Source organism: Roseateles sp. (genome assembly GCF_019237615.1).
Classification (GTDB): domain Bacteria; phylum Pseudomonadota; class Gammaproteobacteria; order Burkholderiales; family Burkholderiaceae_C; genus Pelomonas.
The window spans coordinates 29,757-45,583 of the sequence record NZ_JAFAGT010000061.1 but is presented as its reverse complement, the minus strand read 5'-3'; the positions used below and the strand labels follow the sequence as shown (position 1 = coordinate 45,583).

Sequence of the window (15,827 nt, the reverse complement as noted above, 5' to 3'; positions counted from 1 at the left end):
GTCAAGGCATGTTGCGCATCGCCGCGGGGTCGGGCGTCGGCATCATGTTGGTGTTCATGTGGAACATGACCCAGACCGAGCCGGCCAGCATGATGGCGACCAGCGCCACCGTGAACAGCAGGGCCAGCATGGACCAGCCGCCCTCGACCTTGGCGTTCATGTGCAGGAAATAGATCATGTGCACGACCATCTGCACGGCCGCGAAGCCGAGGATGACGAAGCCGGTCATCTTGGGGCTGGGCAGCACCTTGCCCATGACGAGCCAGAAGGGGATGGCGGTCAGGATGACGGACAGGATGAAGCCGATCGCATAGCCCTTGAAGCTGACGTGGAAGTCCGCCTCGCCGTCGAGATGGTCATCGCCGTGGTGGGCGTGGTCGTGGTTGGCCGCCATCACAGCGCTCCCATCAGGTAGACGAAGGTGAAGACGCCGATCCAGACGACGTCCAGGAAGTGCCAGAACATCGACAGGCACATCAGCCGGCGGCGGTTGGCGGGCGTGAGACCCAGCTTGCGCACCTGGACCATCAGCGTGACCAGCCAGATGCAGCCGAACGTGACGTGCAGGCCGTGCGTGGCGACCAGCGTGAAGAAGCTGGACAGGAAGGCGCTGCGCTGCGGGCCGGCCCCCTCGTGGATGAGGTGGGCGAACTCGTACAGTTCGATGCCCAGGAAGCCCAGGCCGAACAGGCCCGTGACGGCCAGCCAGGCCAGCAGCTGGCCCTTCTTGCGGGCCTGCATCGCGATCATCGCGAAGCCGTAGGTGATGGACGAGAACAGCAGCAGCGCGGTGTTGGCGGCCACCAGCGGCAGGTCGAACAGGTCGGCGCCCGACGGGCCGGCCGCATAGCTGCGGCCCAGCACGGCGTAGACGGCGAACAGCACCGCGAAGACGAGGCAGTCGCTCATCAGGTAGAGCCAGAAGCCCAGCATGGTGCTGTTGGGCGGGTGGTGCTCTCCACTGCGGTCGTAATAGACCGGCGCGCCGTTCACATGGGTGGCAATGGTTGCAGACATGTCGGGTTCTCCCGGTCAGGCGGCCGCGGCGAGGGCGCGCGTGCGCTCGTCCTCGGTCCGGGTCACCGCGTCGGCCGGGATGTGGTAGTCGCGGTTGTAGTTGAAGGTGTGCACGATGGCGGCGATGACGGTGGCGGCGAAGCCCACCGCGGCGATCCAGTACATGTGCCAGATCAGCGCGAAGCCCATGGCCGTGGCCAGCATGCCGATGACGAAGCCGGCGCCCGTGTTCCTGGGCATGTGGATGGCCACGAAGCCCTTCGTCGGACGCTCGACACCGCGCTGCTTCATGTCGTGCCAGGCGTCCATGTCATGGGCGATGGGCGTGAAGGCGAAGTTGTAGTCCGGCGGCGGCGAGGCCGTGGACCATTCCAGCGTGCGGCCGCCCCAGACGTCGCCGGTCGTGTCGGCCAGCTCCTTGCGGCGCAGGATGCTGACGCCGATCTGGATCAGGAAGGCGGCGATGCCGCAGGCGATGATGGCGCCACCGATCGCGGCGACGATGAACCAGATCTGCAGCGACGGGTCGTCGAAGTGGCTCACGCGGCGCGTGACACCCATCAGGCCCAGCACGTACAGCGGCATGAACGCGACCCAGAAGCCGATCAGCCAGCACCAGAACGACACCTTGCCCCAGAACGCGTCCAGGCGGAAACCGAAGGCCTTCGGGAACCAGTAGTTGATGCCGGCGAAGGCGCCGAACACCACGCCACCGATGATGACGTTGTGGAAGTGGGCGATCAGGAACAGGCTGTTGTGCAGCACGAAGTCCGCCGCCGGCACGGCCAGCAGCACGCCGGTCATGCCACCGATGACGAAGGTGACCATGAAGCCCACGGTCCACAGCATCGGCACATCGAACTTGATGCGGCCGCGGTACATCGTGAACAGCCAGTTGAAGATCTTCGCGCCCGTTGGGATCGAGATGATCATCGTCGTGATGCCGAAGAACGAGTTCACGCTGGCACCCGAGCCCATCGTGAAGAAGTGGTGCAGCCAGACAAGGTAGGACAGGATGGTGATGACCACTGTCGCATAGACCATGGACGCGTAGCCGAACAGCTTCTTGCGGCTGAAGGTGGACACGATCTCCGAGAAGATGCCGAACGCCGGCAGCACCAGGATGTAGACCTCGGGGTGGCCCCAGATCCAGATCAGGTTCACGTACAGCATGGCGTTGCCGCCGAGGTCGTTCGTGAAGAAGTTGGTGCCCAGATAGCGGTCAGCGGTCAGCAGCGCCAGCGTGGCGGCCAGCACCGGGAAGGTTGCGACGATGAGCACGTTGGTGCACAGCGAAGTCCACGTGAAGACGGGCATCTTCATCATGGTCATGCCGGGCGCGCGCATCTTGATGATGGTGGCGACCAGGTTGATGCCCGACAGCGTCGTGCCCACCCCCGCGATCTGCAGCGCCCACACGTAGTAGTCCACCCCCACGTCAGGGCTGGCAAGGATGCCGGACAGCGGCGGGTAGGCCAGCCAGCCTGTCTTGGCGAACTCGCCGATGAACAGCGAGATCATCACCAGGATGGCGCCGCCAGCCGTCATCCAGAAGCTGAAGTTGTTCAGGAACGGGAAGGCCACGTCGCGCGCGCCGATCTGCAGCGGCACGATGTAGTTCATGAAGCCAGTCACCAGCGGCATGGCGACGAAGAAGATCATGATGACGCCGTGCGCCGTGAAGACCTGGTCGTAGTGGTGCGGCGGCAGGAAGCCGGCGTTGTCACCGAAGGCCATGGCCTGGTGGGCGCGCATCATGATGGCGTCGGCGAAGCCGCGCAGCAGCATCACGACGCCCAGCACGATGTACATGATGCCGATCTTCTTGTGGTCGATGCTGGTGATCCAGTCACGCCACAGCGGTCCCCAGAGGCGGAACTTCGTCAGCAGCGCCAGCACGAAGAGGCCGCCCAGTGCCACGGCGGCAAAGGTGCCGACGAGGATGGGCTCGTGGTAGGGGATCGCGTCCCAGCCGAGGCGGCCGAGGATGGGGTGGAGCTGCTCGACAGCAGCCTGGTGTTGTGCAGTGGACATCGGCAGACTCAGTTCTTCGGCGTGGCGGCGGAAGCCGTCTCGATGGGCAGGCCCAGCGGATTGGTGGGCGTGCACAGCCCGGCGACGACGGTGCGCTCGCGCTGCACGCCGTCAGCGTCGCGCCAGGGGCTGCGCATGGTGCTTGCCACGCCGCCCTTGCCGGCACCGCCGGCGGCGTCGATGGCCATCATCTGGCTGGCGCACATCTTCTTGCCGTCGACGCAGCGGTCGACGATGGCGCTCCACAGGCCGGGCTCCACACTGGCGAAGCGGCGCACGGGCTCCTTGGCGCTGGGCTGTTCGAGCTGGAGGTAGTCGGCACGGGTCAGCGCGCTGCCGCCGGTCTTGTTGCCATCGACCCAGCGCGCGAATTCCTCATCCGACAGGCCGTGGAACTTGAAACGCATGCCCGAGAAGCCCGCGCCGCTGTAGTTGGCCGACAGGCCGTCGTAGACGCCGGCCTTGTTGATGACGGCGTGCAGCTGCGTCTCCATGCCCGGCATCGTGTAGATCATGCCGGCCAGCGCCGGCACGTAGAAGGTGTTCATCACCGACGTGGACGTGAAGCGGAAATGGATGGGCCGATCCACCGGCGCAGCCAGCTCGTTGACGGTCGCGACGCCCTGCTCCGGATAGATGAAGAGCCACTTCCAGTCCATGGACACCACGTAGACCTCCAGCGGCTTCACGTCGGCGGCCAGCGGCTTGTCTGCAGCAATGCGGTCCAGCGGGCGGAAGGGGTCCAGCTTGTGCGTGCTGATCCAGGTGATCGCGCCCAGCGCGATGATGATCAGCAGCGGCGCCCCCCAGATGATGAGTTCCAGGCGCGTGGAATGATCCCAGTCCGGCGTGTAGGTCGCCTCGGTGTTGGACTGCCGGTAACGGTATGCAAAGAACAGCGTCAGCGCGATCACCGGGACGATGATCAGCATCATGAGCAGCGTCGAGGTGACGATGAGCTGGGCTTGCTGTTGTGCGATGTCGCCGTGCGGCTTCATCACGACGGCGTTGCAGCCGGCGAGCAGCAGGCCGGCCATCAAGACCGGAATGCGACAAAGGAGAGTCTTATTGGGGTACATCCTGAGAGGCGCGCGAGGGTTAACGATCTTGCGTGCTATGACGGAATGTAAGTTGATTGCGCTAAATCAACGATTGGACATTTTGTCCTAGGCACAGACGGAGACAAGCCCAAATGGCAACCGCAAGCAGTACCCTCCACAGCCCCCAATCCGGGCCTGCAGCCCCCCACGCGGACGAGGACCTGGCCCCCGGCGACATCGCCGTGGGCGTCATCATCGGCCGGGCGTCCGAGTATTTCGACTTCTTCGTCTTCGGCATCGCCTCGGTGCTGGTCTTCCCCCACCTCTTCTTCCCCTTCGCCGACCGCCTGACTGGCACCCTCTACGCGTTCCTGGTCTTTGCGCTGGCGTTCGTCGTCCGACCGGTCGGCACGCTGATCGGCATGTCCATCCAGCGCCATTTCGGCCGCTCGACCAAGCTCACCGCCGCCCTCTTCCTGCTTGGCTGCTCCACGGTCGGCATGGGCCTGCTGCCCAGCTACGCCGATGTCGGCGGCATGGCCATCTTGCTGCTGGCGCTGGCCCGTGTGGGCCAGGGCCTGGCCCTGGGCGGATCCTGGGACGGCCTGCCCTCGCTGCTGGCCCTGAACGCCCCGCCGCACCGGCGCGGCTGGTACGCCATGCTGGGCCAGCTCGGCGCGCCGCTGGGCTTCTTCGTTGCCTCGGGCGTGTTCTTGTACGTCTACGGCAGCCTGGATGCCAAGGACTTCCTCTCCTGGGGCTGGCGCTTCCCGTTCTTCACGGCCTTCGCAATCAACGTCGTCGCACTGTTTGCGCGGCTGCGCCTGGTCGTCACGCACGAGTACGAGAAGCGCATGGAGGAGCATGAGCTGGATCCCGCCTATCTGCGCGAGCTGCTGCCGGCGCAAGGCCACCACATCGCCATCGGCGCCTTTGCCGCGCTGGCCAGCTACGCCCTCTTCCACCTGGTGACGGTGTTCCCGCTGTCCTGGGTGGCGCTGTTCGCCGACCAGGGCGTCGAGGACTTCATGAAGATGGAGCTGCTGGGCGCCGCCTTCGCTGCCGCGGCAATGCCCATGTCCGGCCTCATCGCCGACCGCATCGGCCGGCGCAGCTTCCTGGGGGCACTGGCCGTCGCCATCGGCGTGTTCGCGCTGTTCGCCCCCTTCATGCTGGGCGGCGGCAAGCCGGGCCAGGCAGCCTTCATCCTGGTCGGCTTCGTGCTGCTGGGCCTGTCCTACGGTCAGGCGGCGGGCTCGGTGACGTCCAACTTCCTGCCGCATTTCCGCTACACCGGCGCCGCGCTGACGGCCGACATGGCCTGGCTGCTGGGCGCAGCCTTCGCGCCGGTGGTCGTGCTGTTCCTGTCGTCGCGCTTCGGCCTGGTGTCGGTCAGCGTCTACCTGCTGTCCGGCGTGGTCTGCACGCTGCTGGCGCTGCGGGTGAACAAGCGGCTGCAGGCGGCGGCGGTGGTGCAGGACTGATCCGCACCCCAACCCGGGGCGGGCACATGCCCGCCTTTCTTTTGGCCAAAAAGTTTCCTTTCAAAGAAAGTTTTTATACACTTAGCCGTCAAGGAAACTTTTGAGGCACCATGCCACTGACCCTGCACTCCCATCCGCTGTCCTCCTACTGCTGGAAGGTCTTGATCGCGCTGCACGAGAACGGCACACCGTTCGAGACCCGCCACGTCAACCTGGGCGACCCGGCCGAGCGCGCGGCCTATGCGGGGCTCTGGCCCACCGCCAAGATCCCGCTGCTGGTCGACGGCGAACGCGTCGTGCCGGAGACCTCGATACAGATCGAATACCTGGATCACCACCATCCCGGCCGGCTGCGGCTGCTGCCCGAGGACTTCGATGCGCGCCTGCAGGTCCGCCTCTGGGACCGCATCTTCGACCTGCACGTGATGACGCCCATGCAGCGCTTCATCGCGCAGCAGCTGCGGACGCAGGCCGAGCGCGACGCGGCCACATTGACCGCCACCGTCAACGACCTCGGCATGGCCTACGACCTCATCGAAAGCCGCCTGGGCGAGCGCACCTGGGCCGCAGGCGACGCCTTCACGATGGCCGACTGCGCCGCCGCGCCGGCGCTGTTCTACGCTGCCATCGTGCGCCCCTTCGCGCCCGGGCACCAGAAGCTGGCCGCCTATTTCGAGCGCCTGCTGGCCCGCCCCTCGGTCTGGCGCTGCATCGTCGAGGCCCGCCCCTTCTTCCAGTACTACCCCTTGCGCCATGCCCTCCCCGCACGCTTCCTCGGCTGAAGGGCTGGATCGCCTGTTCGCGGCGCTGGCCGACGGCAACCGCCGCGCCATGGTGGACCAGCTCAGCCGCGGCCCGGCTTCGGTGAGCGACCTGGCCAGGCCACTGGCACTTCGCCTGCCCTCTGCGGTGAAGCACCTGGCCGTGCTGGAGGCCGGCGGCCTCGTGCTGTCCGACAAGGCCGGCCGCGTGCGCACCTATCGCATCGCGCCGGACGCCTTCGGCGGACTGGAGGCCTGGGTGGCCCAGAGAAAGGCCATGTGGCACCACCAGTTCGACGCCCTTGCCGCCCTTCTCGCAGGACAGGACGAATCCAATCCATGACGACGACGCCCACCACCCACACAAGCTTCGTGCTGGAACGCCGCTTCAAGGCCTCAGCCGCCCGCGTGTTCGCCGCCTGGGCCGACCCGGCCACCAAGCTGCGCTGGAACGACTGCCATGCGCAGACGCATGTTCCCGAGTTCAGCATGGACTTCCGCCCCGGCGGCCACGAGATCTACCGCAGCAGGCTGCCGGACGGCACGCGGCTGGCCGTGGACAAGGTCTTCCTCGACATCGCCGAGAACGCCCGCATCGTCTTCGCCTACTCGATGGCCGCGGACGGCCGCGCGCTGTCAGCATCCCTCGTCACCGTCGAGCTTGCGGACACGCCGGGCGGCTCGACGCTGAAGCTCACCGAGCAGCTCGCCTACCTCGACGGTCACATGGACATCGAGCAGCGCCGCCGCGGCACCGAAGAGGGCCTCGACCGGCTGATGCTCGAAGTGGACGCGACCTAGCCCAGCGCCTTGCGCGCGTTCTGGAACATGCGCAGCCACGGGCTGTGCTGTGCACGGTCGCCGCTGGTCCAGCTCATCTGCACATTGCGGAACACGCGCTCCGGATGCGGCATCAGAGCCGTGAAGCGGCCGTCGGCCGTCGTCACCGACGTCAGGCCGCCAGGGCTGCCGTTGGGGTTGAACGGGTAGGCCTCGGTGGCCTTGCCGTGGTTGTCCACGAAGCGCATGGCCGCGATGACCCTGGACGCATCGCCCTGGCGCGCGAAGTTCGCAAAACCCTCGCCATGCGCGACGGCGATGGGCGCGCGGCTGCCGGCCATGTCCTTGAAGAAGACGCTGGGCGAATCCAGCACCTCCACCAGCGCAAGACGCGCCTCGTACTGCTCGCTCTGGTTGCGCGTGAAGCGCGGCCAGGCCTCGGCGCCCGGGATGATGGGCGCAAGCGCTGCCAGCATCTGGCAGCCGTTGCAGACGCCCAGCGCCAGCGTGTCGGAGCGCGAGAAGAAGGCGCTGAACTGCTCGGTCAGCACCGGGTTGAACATGATGCTGCGCGCCCAGCCTTCGCCGGCGCCCAGCGTGTCGCCGTAGCTGAAGCCGCCGCAGGCGACGAAGGCCGCGAAGCTGTCCAGCTTGACCGCGCCGGACTGCAGGTCGCTCATGTGCACGTCGAAACTGTCGAAGCCACCCAGCGACATCGCATAGGCCATCTCGACATGCGAGTTCACGCCCTGCTCGCGCAGGATAGCCACCTTCGGCTTCGCGCCGGTGGAGACGAACGGCGCCTCGGGCGTGAAGGTCAGGTGCACATGCAGGCCCGGGTCGTCGGCCTTGCCGGCAGCGGCGTGCTCGGCGTCCGCGCCGGCCGGGTTGTCCCGCAGCTTGGCGATGCGCCAGCTCACCTCGTCCCAGGTCTGCTGCAACGTCGTCAGGTCGGCGCCGAAGACCTTCTTCGCGTCGCGCCAGACTTCCATCTGCCGCGCCGCGTTGGGCTTGGCAACGACGTGGGAATGCCTGGACAGGCCATGCGTGCGCAGCACCTGCATGACGGCATCGCGATCGGCCGCGCGGACCTGGATCAGCGCACCCAGCTCCTCGCTGAACAGCGCGCGCAGCGTCAGCTCCTCGCGACGGGCGCCGACCTGGGTGGCCCAGTTCTTGGAGTCGCCCATCTCGGCGCGGCTGTCGCTGATGCCATCGCCTTCGGTGACCAGCATGTCCACGTTCAGGCTCAGGCCGGTCTGGCCCGCGAAGGCCATCTCGCAGGCCGCCGCCCACAGGCCGCCGTCCGAGCGGTCGTGGTAGGCCAGCAGCTTGCCGGCGGCGCGCAGCTCGTTGATGGCGTTGACCAGCGACACCAGCAGCTGCGGGTCGTCCAGGTCGGGCACATCGTTGCCGAACTGGTTCAGCGTCTGCGCCAGGATGGAGCCTGCCATGCGGTGCTTGCCCTGGCCCAGGTCGATGAGGATGGCGCACGAGTCCTCGCGCTGCCACTCGGGCGTCAGCGTGCCACGCACGTCGGCGATGCTGGCGAAGGCCGTGACGATGAGCGACACCGGCGCCGTGACCTGCTTGTCATCCCACTTGGTGCGCATCGACAAGGAGTCCTTGCCGACAGGAATCGACACGCCCAGTGCCGGGCACAGTTCCATGCCGACGGCCTTCACGGTGTCGAACAGCGCGGCGTCCTCACCGGCCTCGCCGCAGGCGGCCATCCAGTTGGCGCTGAGCTTCACGCGCGACAGCTCGATGGGCGCGGCCAGCAGATTCGTGATCGCCTCGGCCACGGCCATGCGGCCGGAGGCCGGCGCATTGACGGCGGCCAGCGGCGTGCGCTCGCCCATGCTCATCGCCTCGCCGGCAAAACCCTTGAAGTCGGCCAGCGTGACGGCGCAGTCCGCCACGGGCACCTGCCAGGGGCCCACCATCTGGTCGCGGTGGTTGAGACCGCCCACGGTGCGGTCGCCGATGGTGACGAGGAAGCGCTTGTTGGCGACGGTGGGGTGGCGCAGCACGTCGAACGCGACCTGTTCAAGGCGCGCGCCGGTCAGCTCCAGTACCCCGCCATCGCGGGTCACGCGGGTGACGTTGCGATGGGTCTTGGGCGGCTTGCCGAGCAGCACGTCCATAGGCATGTCGATGGGGTGGTCGTCGCCGGCCAGTTCGTCGACGAGCTTGAGCTCGCGTTCCTCGGTCGTCACACCGACGACGGCGAACGGGCAGCGTTCGCGGTCGCACAGCGACTTGAACAGCTCCAGGCTCTCCGGCGCGATGGCCAGCACGTAGCGCTCCTGGCTCTCGTTGCACCAGATTTCCTTGGGCGCCAGCCCGGACTCTTCCAACGGTACCTTGCGCATGTCGAAGCGCGCGCCCCGGCCCGCATCGTTGACCAGCTCGGGGAAGGCATTGGAGATGCCACCCGCGCCCACGTCGTGGATGGCCAGCACCGGGTTCCCGGCGCCCAGGCCCCAGCAGTGGTTGATGACCTCCTGCGCACGGCGTTCGATCTCGGGGTTCCCGCGCTGGACAGAGTCGAAGTCCAGGTCGGCCGTGTTGGTGCCCGCCGCCATCGACGAGGCTGCGCCGCCGCCCATGCCGATGCGCATGCCGGGGCCGCCCAGCTGGATCAGCAGCGTGCCGGCCGGGAACTCGATCTTCCTGGTCAGGTCCGAGCGGATGGTGCCCATGCCGCCGGCGATCATGATGGGCTTGTGATAGCCGCGGCGCAGGCCGGCCACCGTCTGCTCGAAGACGCGGAAATAGCCCGCCAGATTGGGCCGGCCGAATTCGTTGTTGAAGGCAGCGCCACCAAGCGGGCCGTCGATCATGATCTGCAGCGCCGACGCGATGTGGGCGGGCTTGCCGACCGGGCCCTGCTCCCATGGCTCGTTCAAGCCCGGCAGGTGCAGGTTGGACACCGAGAAGCCCGTCAGGCCGGCCTTGGGCTTGGAGCCGCGGCCGGTGGCGCCCTCGTCGCGGATCTCGCCACCCGCGCCGGTGGATGCGCCCGGGTGGGGCGAGATGGCCGTCGGGTGGTTGTGCGTCTCCACCTTCATCAGCACCTGGGCCTGCTCGGGGCGGGCGACATAGGCCGCGCCGGCCTGGGGCGCGGGCATCCAGCGCTCGATGGCATGGCCTTCCATGACGGCCGCGTTGTCCGAGTAGGCGATGACCGTGTGCTGCGGGTTCAGCTTCTCGGTGTTACGGATCATGCCGAACAGGCTCAGCGGCTGCGCCTCGCCGTCCACCGTGAACGACGCGTTGAAGATCTTGTGCCGGCAATGTTCGCTGTTGGCCTGCGCGAACATCATCAGCTCGACGTCGCTGGGATTGCGGCCCAGCTTCTTGAAGTTGGTCTCGAGATAGTCGATCTCGTCGCCCGACAGTGCCAGGCCGAACTCGACGTTGGCCCGTTCCAGCGCGGCGCGGCCGGCGCCCAGCACGTCCACATGGGCCAGCGGCTCGGCGGTGCGCTCGTCGAACAGATGCTTTGTGTCTTCGCGGCTGAAGCAAGCCGACTCGGTCATGCGGTCATGCAGCAGCGCGGCACAGGCGTTCAGCTCGTCGGGGCTCAGCGGCTTAGCGCCACCCAGCAGGCCGCTCTTGGTCGCGATGCGGTACTCGACGACGCGCTCCACGCGGCGCAAGTCCAGGCCGCAGTTGCGGGCGATGTCGGTCGCCTTGGAGGCCCAGGGGCTGACGGTGCCGAAGCGCGGCGTGACGACGACGAGGTCGCCCTCAACGCCGGCCGCCGCCGGTTCGCCATAGGCCAGCAGCGCGGCAAACCGCTCTTGGGCCTCGGCCTCCAGGGGCTCCTGCGTCCAGACCCAGTGCACCGCGCGGGCGCTGATGCCGGTGATGCGGGCACTGACCTCTTGCAGCCGGGCCAGCAAGGCCTGGGCGCGGAAATCGGAAAGAGCGTTGCCGCCCTCGAAACAGGTCAGATGCGGGTTCAGGGCCATGGGATCCGGGGAGGCTGGGCGCGGGCGGGCGCGCGGGTCTCGGAAGGCACGGCCCCAACGGCGAGGGGCGGCGTGCGGAAGCACGGGATTCTACTGAGGCCCCTTGCACCAGCGGGAAATCAGGGACGGGGGCGCCTGATGCGCCGACTACGATGAGCCGGTCCGACCATCCCATGCCTCGCAGCCATCCCGCCCCCCTGCATCCGCCCGCCGCCGAGTCGGCGGTGATCATGGGGGTCGCCGGCTGCGGCAAATCCACGCTGGCAGCAGCCGTCGCGCAGCGCCTGGGCCGCGACTGGCTGGAGGGCGACCTGCTCCACAGCGAGGCCAGCCGCCACAAGATGGCGCGCGGCGAGCCGCTGACGGACCAGGACCGGTCAGCTTGGCTGGCCAGCCTGTGCCAGCGGTTGCAGCAGCACCCGGGACTGCTGCTGACCTGTTCGGCCCTGAAGCGCAGCTATCGCGACCGGCTTCGTGAAGCCTCGCCCGGCCTGCGCTTCGCCTTCCTCGACATCGACAGGTCCGAGGCCCATCGGCGGGTGTCCACGCGCACGTCGCACTTCTTTGCCGCCAGCCTCGTCGACAGCCAGTTCGAAACGCTGGAGCCGCCCACAGGGGAGCCCGGCGTGCTGCGGCTGGATGCGCAGTGGCCTCCGGGCGAACTGGAAGCCCGGGTGTGCGGCTGGCTGGAGAGGACATGGACATCGCCCGGCGCATGCCCGTGACCCCTGCCGCCACCGCCCCGGCCTTGCGCGCGCCGGCCACGCCGGCGGCGTGGCCGCGAGCGAAGCCGCGTCCTCAGCCCGCCTGCATGCGGCCGACGACGTCGCGCACCTCGGCCAGCAGGCCGGGCACGTCGATGGTCGTGGGCTGGCGATCTCGCAGCAGCTGGCGGCCGCCCACCCAGACGTTGCTGACCTGCTCGCGGCCGGCCACGTAGACCAGTTGGGCCGCCGCGTTGTAGACCGGCTGGCATTCGACGCTGTCCAGCGACACGGCCACGCAGTCGGCCAGCTTGCCCACCTCCAGCGAGCCCAGGTCGTCGGCGCGGCCCATGGCCTTGGCGGCGCGGATCGTCGCCATCTCCAGCGCGGTGCGCGCCGAGGCCACCGTCGGGTCGCCGGTGATGCCCTTGGCCAGCAAGGCCGCCGAGCGGATCTCGCCGAACATGTCCAGGCGGTTGTTGGACGCCGCACCGTCGGTGCCCAGGATGGTGTTGACGCCGGCAGCTTCCAGCGCCTTGAGCGGCATCACGCCAGAGGCCAGCTTGAGGTTGGAGTTGGGGTTATGCACCAGGTGCACGCCCTTCCTGGCCATCAATTCGATCTCGGCCTCGTCGAGGTGGACCATGTGCACGGCGATCATGCGCTCGTTGAACAGGCCCAGCTTGTCCAGCCGCGCGATGGGGCGCATGCCATGGGCCTTGAGGCCGTCGGACACCTCGCCCGCCGTCTCGTGGATGTGGCAGTGCATCTGGATGTCCAGCTTCTCGGCCAGGTCGCGCAGCTTGATGAAGGTCTCGTCCGACACGGTGTAGGGCGCATGCGGAGCGCTGGTCCAGTCCAGCAGCTTCTCTCCCTTGTACTGCTCGTAGGCAGCCACGCCCTTGGCGATGTAGTCGTCGGGACCCGAGGCATAGCCGGTAGGGAAGTCGATGACGTTCATCGACACGGCGGCGCGCACACCCGAGTCCACGGCGGCACGGGCCATCGCGGTCGGGAAGAAGTACATGTCGTTGATGTAGGTCGTGCCGCTGCGCAGCCCCTCGGCGGCCGCCAGCTTGGAGCCGAGGTAGGTCCAGCCCTCGCTGACCCACTTCTTCTCCAGCGGCCAGATGTGGTTCTGCAGCCAGTCCATCAGCGGCACGTCGTCGGCGACGCCGCGCAGCAGCGTCATGGCCGAGTGCGCGTGGCCGTTGATGAGGCCGGGGATGAGAATCTGCTCGGGCAGCTCGACGCGCTCGGCCTGCGGGTACTTGGCGATCAGGTCGGCGCGCGGGCCCACGGCGGCGATGCGCTCGCCGTCGATCAGCAGCGCGTGGTTCTCCAGCGTGTTCTCGCCGGGCTTCATGCTCAGCAGCCAGCGGGGCAGCAGCAGGGTCTGGGACATTTCTCGTTCTCCTGGTGGGATTCAGTTCATTGCGAGCAGTTGCTCGACTTCGGCGCGACGCGGCATCGCGTCCTGCACGCCGGCGCGCGACACGGCCAGCGCCGCGGCCGCCTGGGCAAAGGCCAGCGCGTCGGCAATCGGCTGGCCCTCGGCCAGGGCCGTGACGAGGGCGCCGACGAGGGTGTCACCGGCACCGACCGTATCGACGGCCCTCACCTCGCGCGCGGGCACGCGGCGGGCGCCATCGGCGTCGACCCAGCACAACCCTTCGGCACCCAGGGACACGAGCACGGCCGCCGGGCCCTTGGCCCGCAGGACATGGGCCAGGGTCTCGGGCGAGGCCGCAGCGCCGCCCAGCGTCGTCACCAGGGCCTGGGCCTCCAGCGCGTTGACGACTAGCAAGTCGACATGGGGCAGCAGGGCCTCGCAACCGGGACGGAAGGGTGCGGCGTTCAGCAGCGTCTTCACGCCTGCCGCATGGGCACGTTCGAAGGCGCGGGCCACGCTGGCCAGCGGCAGCTCCTGCTGGGCCACCAGCCAGCGCAGGCCGTCCAGGCGCAGCGCCTCGACCTGATCCAGCGGCAGCGTGCCATTGGAGCCGGCGACGGTGACGATCTGGTTCTCCGCATCCTCGGCGCCGACGACGATGAGGGCCACGCCGGGCACCTCATCGACAGGCTGCGCGATGGCCTCCGTGTCGACGCCCTCGCCCTGCAGTTGCGCCACCATGGCCGCGCCGTTTTCCAGCAGGCCCACGCGCGCCGCCAGCGCCACGCGCGCGCCAAGCCGCGCAGCGGCCACCGCCTGGTTGGCACCCTTGCCGCCCAGGCAGGAGCCGAAGCGCTGTCCGCGCAGCGTCTCGCCCGGCAGCGGCAGGCGCGGCGCATGCACGATGAGGTCGCGGTTGACGCTGCCGAGGACAAGGATCTCTGGTGCGGTCATCAAGTCTCCAAAAGCAAGAAACCCCTCGGGGTGACCGAGGGGTTCGCGGATGAGGCGAGAGCCGATCAGCGCTGCGAGATGGGCTTGACGTCGCGCGGGGTGGCGCCGACGAAGAGCTGGCGCGGGCGGCCGATCTTGTACTCGGGGTCGCCGATCATCTCATTGAGCTGGGCGATCCAGCCTACCGTGCGGGCCAGCGCGAAGATGGCAGTGAACAACGGCACCGGGATGCCGATGGCGCGCTGCACGATGCCCGAGTAGAAGTCCACGTTCGGATACAGCTTGCGGGCGACGAAGTACTCGTCTTCCAGCGCGATCTTCTCCAGCTTCATGGCCAGCTCGAACAGCGGATCGTTCTGCAGGCCCAGCTCGTTCAGCACCTCGTGGCAGGTCTCGCGCATCAGCTTGGCGCGCGGGTCGTAGTTCTTGTAGACGCGGTGGCCGAAACCCATCAGCTTGACGCCGGAGTTCTTGTCCTTGACCTTGCCGATGAAGTCGCCGATGCGGGCCACGCCGCCCTGCTTCTGGATGTCGCCCAGCATGTTCAGGCAGGCCTCGTTGGCGCCGCCATGCGCGGGGCCCCACAGGCAGGCCACGCCGGCCGCGATGGCCGCGAACGGGTTGGTGCCCGACGAGCCGCACAGTCGCACCGTCGAGGTGGACGCGTTCTGCTCGTGGTCGGCGTGCAGCGTGAAGATGCGGTCCATCGCGCGCACCAGCACGTCGTTGGGCTTGTACTCCTCGCAGGGCGTGGCAAACATCATTCGCATGAAGTTGCCGGCGTAGCTGAGGTCGTTCTTCGGATAGATGTAGGGCTGGCCGATGGTGTACTTGTAGGCCATGGACACCAGCGTGGGCATCTTGGCGATCAGGCGGATCGCCGCGACTTCGCGGTGCTCGGGGTTATTGATGTCGGTGCTGTCGTGATAGAAGGCCGACATCGCGCCCACCAGGCCCGTCATGACGGCCATCGGATGGGCGTCACGGCGGAAGCCGCGCAGGAAGAACTGCATCTGCTCGTTGACCATGGTGTGGTGCATCACACGGTCTTCGAAGCTGGCCTTCTGGGCCGCGTTGGGCAGCTCTCCGTACAGCAGCAGATAGCAGGTCTCGAGGTAGTCGCAGTTCACCGCGAGCTGCTCGATCGGGTAGCCGCGGTACAGCAGCTCGCCCTTGTCGCCATCGATGTAGGTGATGGTGGAGTTGCACGACGCCGTCGACAGGAAGCCGGGGTCGTAGGTGAACTTGCCGGTCTGGGCGTAGAGCTTGCGGATGTCGATGACATCGGGGCCGATGCTGCCCTTGTAGAGCGGCAGGTCCATCGAGGGGCTGCCGTCGGAGAACGACAGGGTGGCTTTCACGTCGGACGGGGTCATGTTTCAGTCCTTTGGTTCTTGAAAAGCATCAGGTGCGCAGGTCGGCGAGAACCTCGCGCACCGCGGCGGTGTCAACCTCGCCGCTGGGCTCCTTGCGGCGCAGCAGCAGGTCGAGCAGGTCGTTGTCGGCCAGGTCCATCAACATCGTCAGGCCTTCGGCTTGCGTGATGCTGATGCCGGAGCCGGCATGTCGCGTAAAGAATCGTTCGATGAAGAGGTCGTTCTCCAGCAGGCCCCGACGGCAGCGCCAGCGCAGCTTGGACAGCGCGCGCTCGTCGATCAGGGCCGTGGCGAGGTCGCTCAT

Annotated in this window: 14 protein-coding genes; 5 read left to right on the top strand and 9 right to left on the bottom strand. The window is 67.6% G+C overall.

What is annotated here, in order from left to right:
* Position 1: 1 nt before the first annotated feature.
* The 4 genes from cyoD to cyoA are packed head-to-tail and all read right to left on the bottom strand — an operon-like array spanning position 2 to position 4,088.
* Positions 2-394: a cytochrome o ubiquinol oxidase subunit IV gene (gene cyoD / locus JOY88_RS12365; RefSeq protein WP_293502810.1), complete on the bottom strand. Its 393-nt coding sequence runs from the start codon at positions 392-394 to the stop codon at positions 2-4.
* Positions 394-1,017, bottom strand: coding sequence for a cytochrome o ubiquinol oxidase subunit III (gene cyoC / locus JOY88_RS12360; protein ID WP_293502809.1), 624 nt, complete (start codon positions 1,015-1,017; stop codon positions 394-396). The genes cyoD and cyoC overlap by 1 nt, the downstream gene beginning before the upstream one ends.
* A 15-nt stretch (positions 1,018-1,032) precedes the next feature.
* The gene (gene cyoB, locus JOY88_RS12355; RefSeq protein ID WP_293502808.1) at positions 1,033-3,051 is read right to left on the bottom strand and encodes a cytochrome o ubiquinol oxidase subunit I; all 2,019 of its coding nucleotides are present in this window, start codon (positions 3,049-3,051) and stop codon (positions 1,033-1,035) included.
* A gap of 8 nt (positions 3,052-3,059) precedes the next feature.
* Positions 3,060-4,088: a ubiquinol oxidase subunit II gene (gene cyoA, locus JOY88_RS12350; protein WP_367269798.1), complete on the bottom strand. Its 1,029-nt coding sequence runs from the start codon at positions 4,086-4,088 to the stop codon at positions 3,060-3,062.
* A gap of 155 nt (positions 4,089-4,243) precedes the next feature.
* Here cyoA and JOY88_RS12345 point away from each other — a divergent pair, with 155 nt between their 5' ends.
* The 4 genes from JOY88_RS12345 to JOY88_RS12330 all read left to right on the top strand — a co-directional run bounded on the left by JOY88_RS12345 (position 4,244) and on the right by JOY88_RS12330 (position 7,137).
* Complete coding sequence (locus tag JOY88_RS12345) at positions 4,244-5,575, top strand: MFS transporter (RefSeq protein ID WP_293502805.1); 1,332 nt, start codon at positions 4,244-4,246, stop codon at positions 5,573-5,575.
* 110 nt (positions 5,576-5,685) lie between these two features.
* Positions 5,686-6,357 (top strand): glutathione S-transferase family protein, encoded by a 672-nt coding sequence (locus tag JOY88_RS12340; RefSeq protein ID WP_293502803.1) that lies wholly within the window; start codon positions 5,686-5,688, stop codon positions 6,355-6,357.
* Positions 6,329-6,679 carry an ArsR/SmtB family transcription factor gene (locus tag JOY88_RS12335; RefSeq protein WP_293502801.1) on the top strand — a complete coding sequence of 117 codons (351 nt, stop codon included), beginning with the start codon at positions 6,329-6,331 and terminating at the stop codon, positions 6,677-6,679. The genes JOY88_RS12340 and JOY88_RS12335 overlap by 29 nt, the downstream gene beginning before the upstream one ends.
* Complete coding sequence (locus JOY88_RS12330) at positions 6,676-7,137, top strand: SRPBCC family protein (protein ID WP_293502799.1); 462 nt, start codon at positions 6,676-6,678, stop codon at positions 7,135-7,137. The genes JOY88_RS12335 and JOY88_RS12330 overlap by 4 nt, the downstream gene beginning before the upstream one ends.
* On the opposite strand, the gene purL is transcribed toward JOY88_RS12330, so the two are convergent.
* Positions 7,134-11,096, bottom strand: coding sequence for a phosphoribosylformylglycinamidine synthase (gene purL, locus JOY88_RS12325; protein WP_293502797.1), 3,963 nt, complete (start codon positions 11,094-11,096; stop codon positions 7,134-7,136). The genes JOY88_RS12330 and purL overlap by 4 nt on opposite strands.
* A gap of 173 nt (positions 11,097-11,269) precedes the next feature.
* Between purL and JOY88_RS12320 the strand changes: the two genes are divergently transcribed.
* Entirely contained in the window at positions 11,270-11,821 is a 552-nt protein-coding gene (locus JOY88_RS12320) for a gluconokinase (RefSeq protein ID WP_293502795.1), read from the top strand.
* A gap of 73 nt (positions 11,822-11,894) precedes the next feature.
* Here JOY88_RS12320 and JOY88_RS12315 read toward each other — a convergent pair whose 3' ends face one another.
* From JOY88_RS12315 to JOY88_RS12300, 4 genes are all read right to left on the bottom strand, one after another.
* The gene (locus tag JOY88_RS12315; protein WP_293502793.1) at positions 11,895-13,205 is read right to left on the bottom strand and encodes a TRZ/ATZ family hydrolase; all 1,311 of its coding nucleotides are present in this window, start codon (positions 13,203-13,205) and stop codon (positions 11,895-11,897) included.
* A 21-nt stretch (positions 13,206-13,226) separates the two neighbouring features.
* A complete protein-coding gene (locus tag JOY88_RS12310; RefSeq protein ID WP_293502791.1) occupies positions 13,227-14,147 on the bottom strand; it encodes a ribokinase in 921 nt (306 codons plus the stop codon).
* 65 nt (positions 14,148-14,212) lie between these two features.
* Positions 14,213-15,523, bottom strand: coding sequence for a citrate synthase (gene gltA / locus JOY88_RS12305; protein ID WP_293502789.1), 1,311 nt, complete (start codon positions 15,521-15,523; stop codon positions 14,213-14,215).
* 28 nt (positions 15,524-15,551) lie between these two features.
* Complete coding sequence (locus JOY88_RS12300; protein ID WP_293502787.1) at positions 15,552-15,827, bottom strand: FAD assembly factor SdhE; 276 nt, start codon at positions 15,825-15,827, stop codon at positions 15,552-15,554.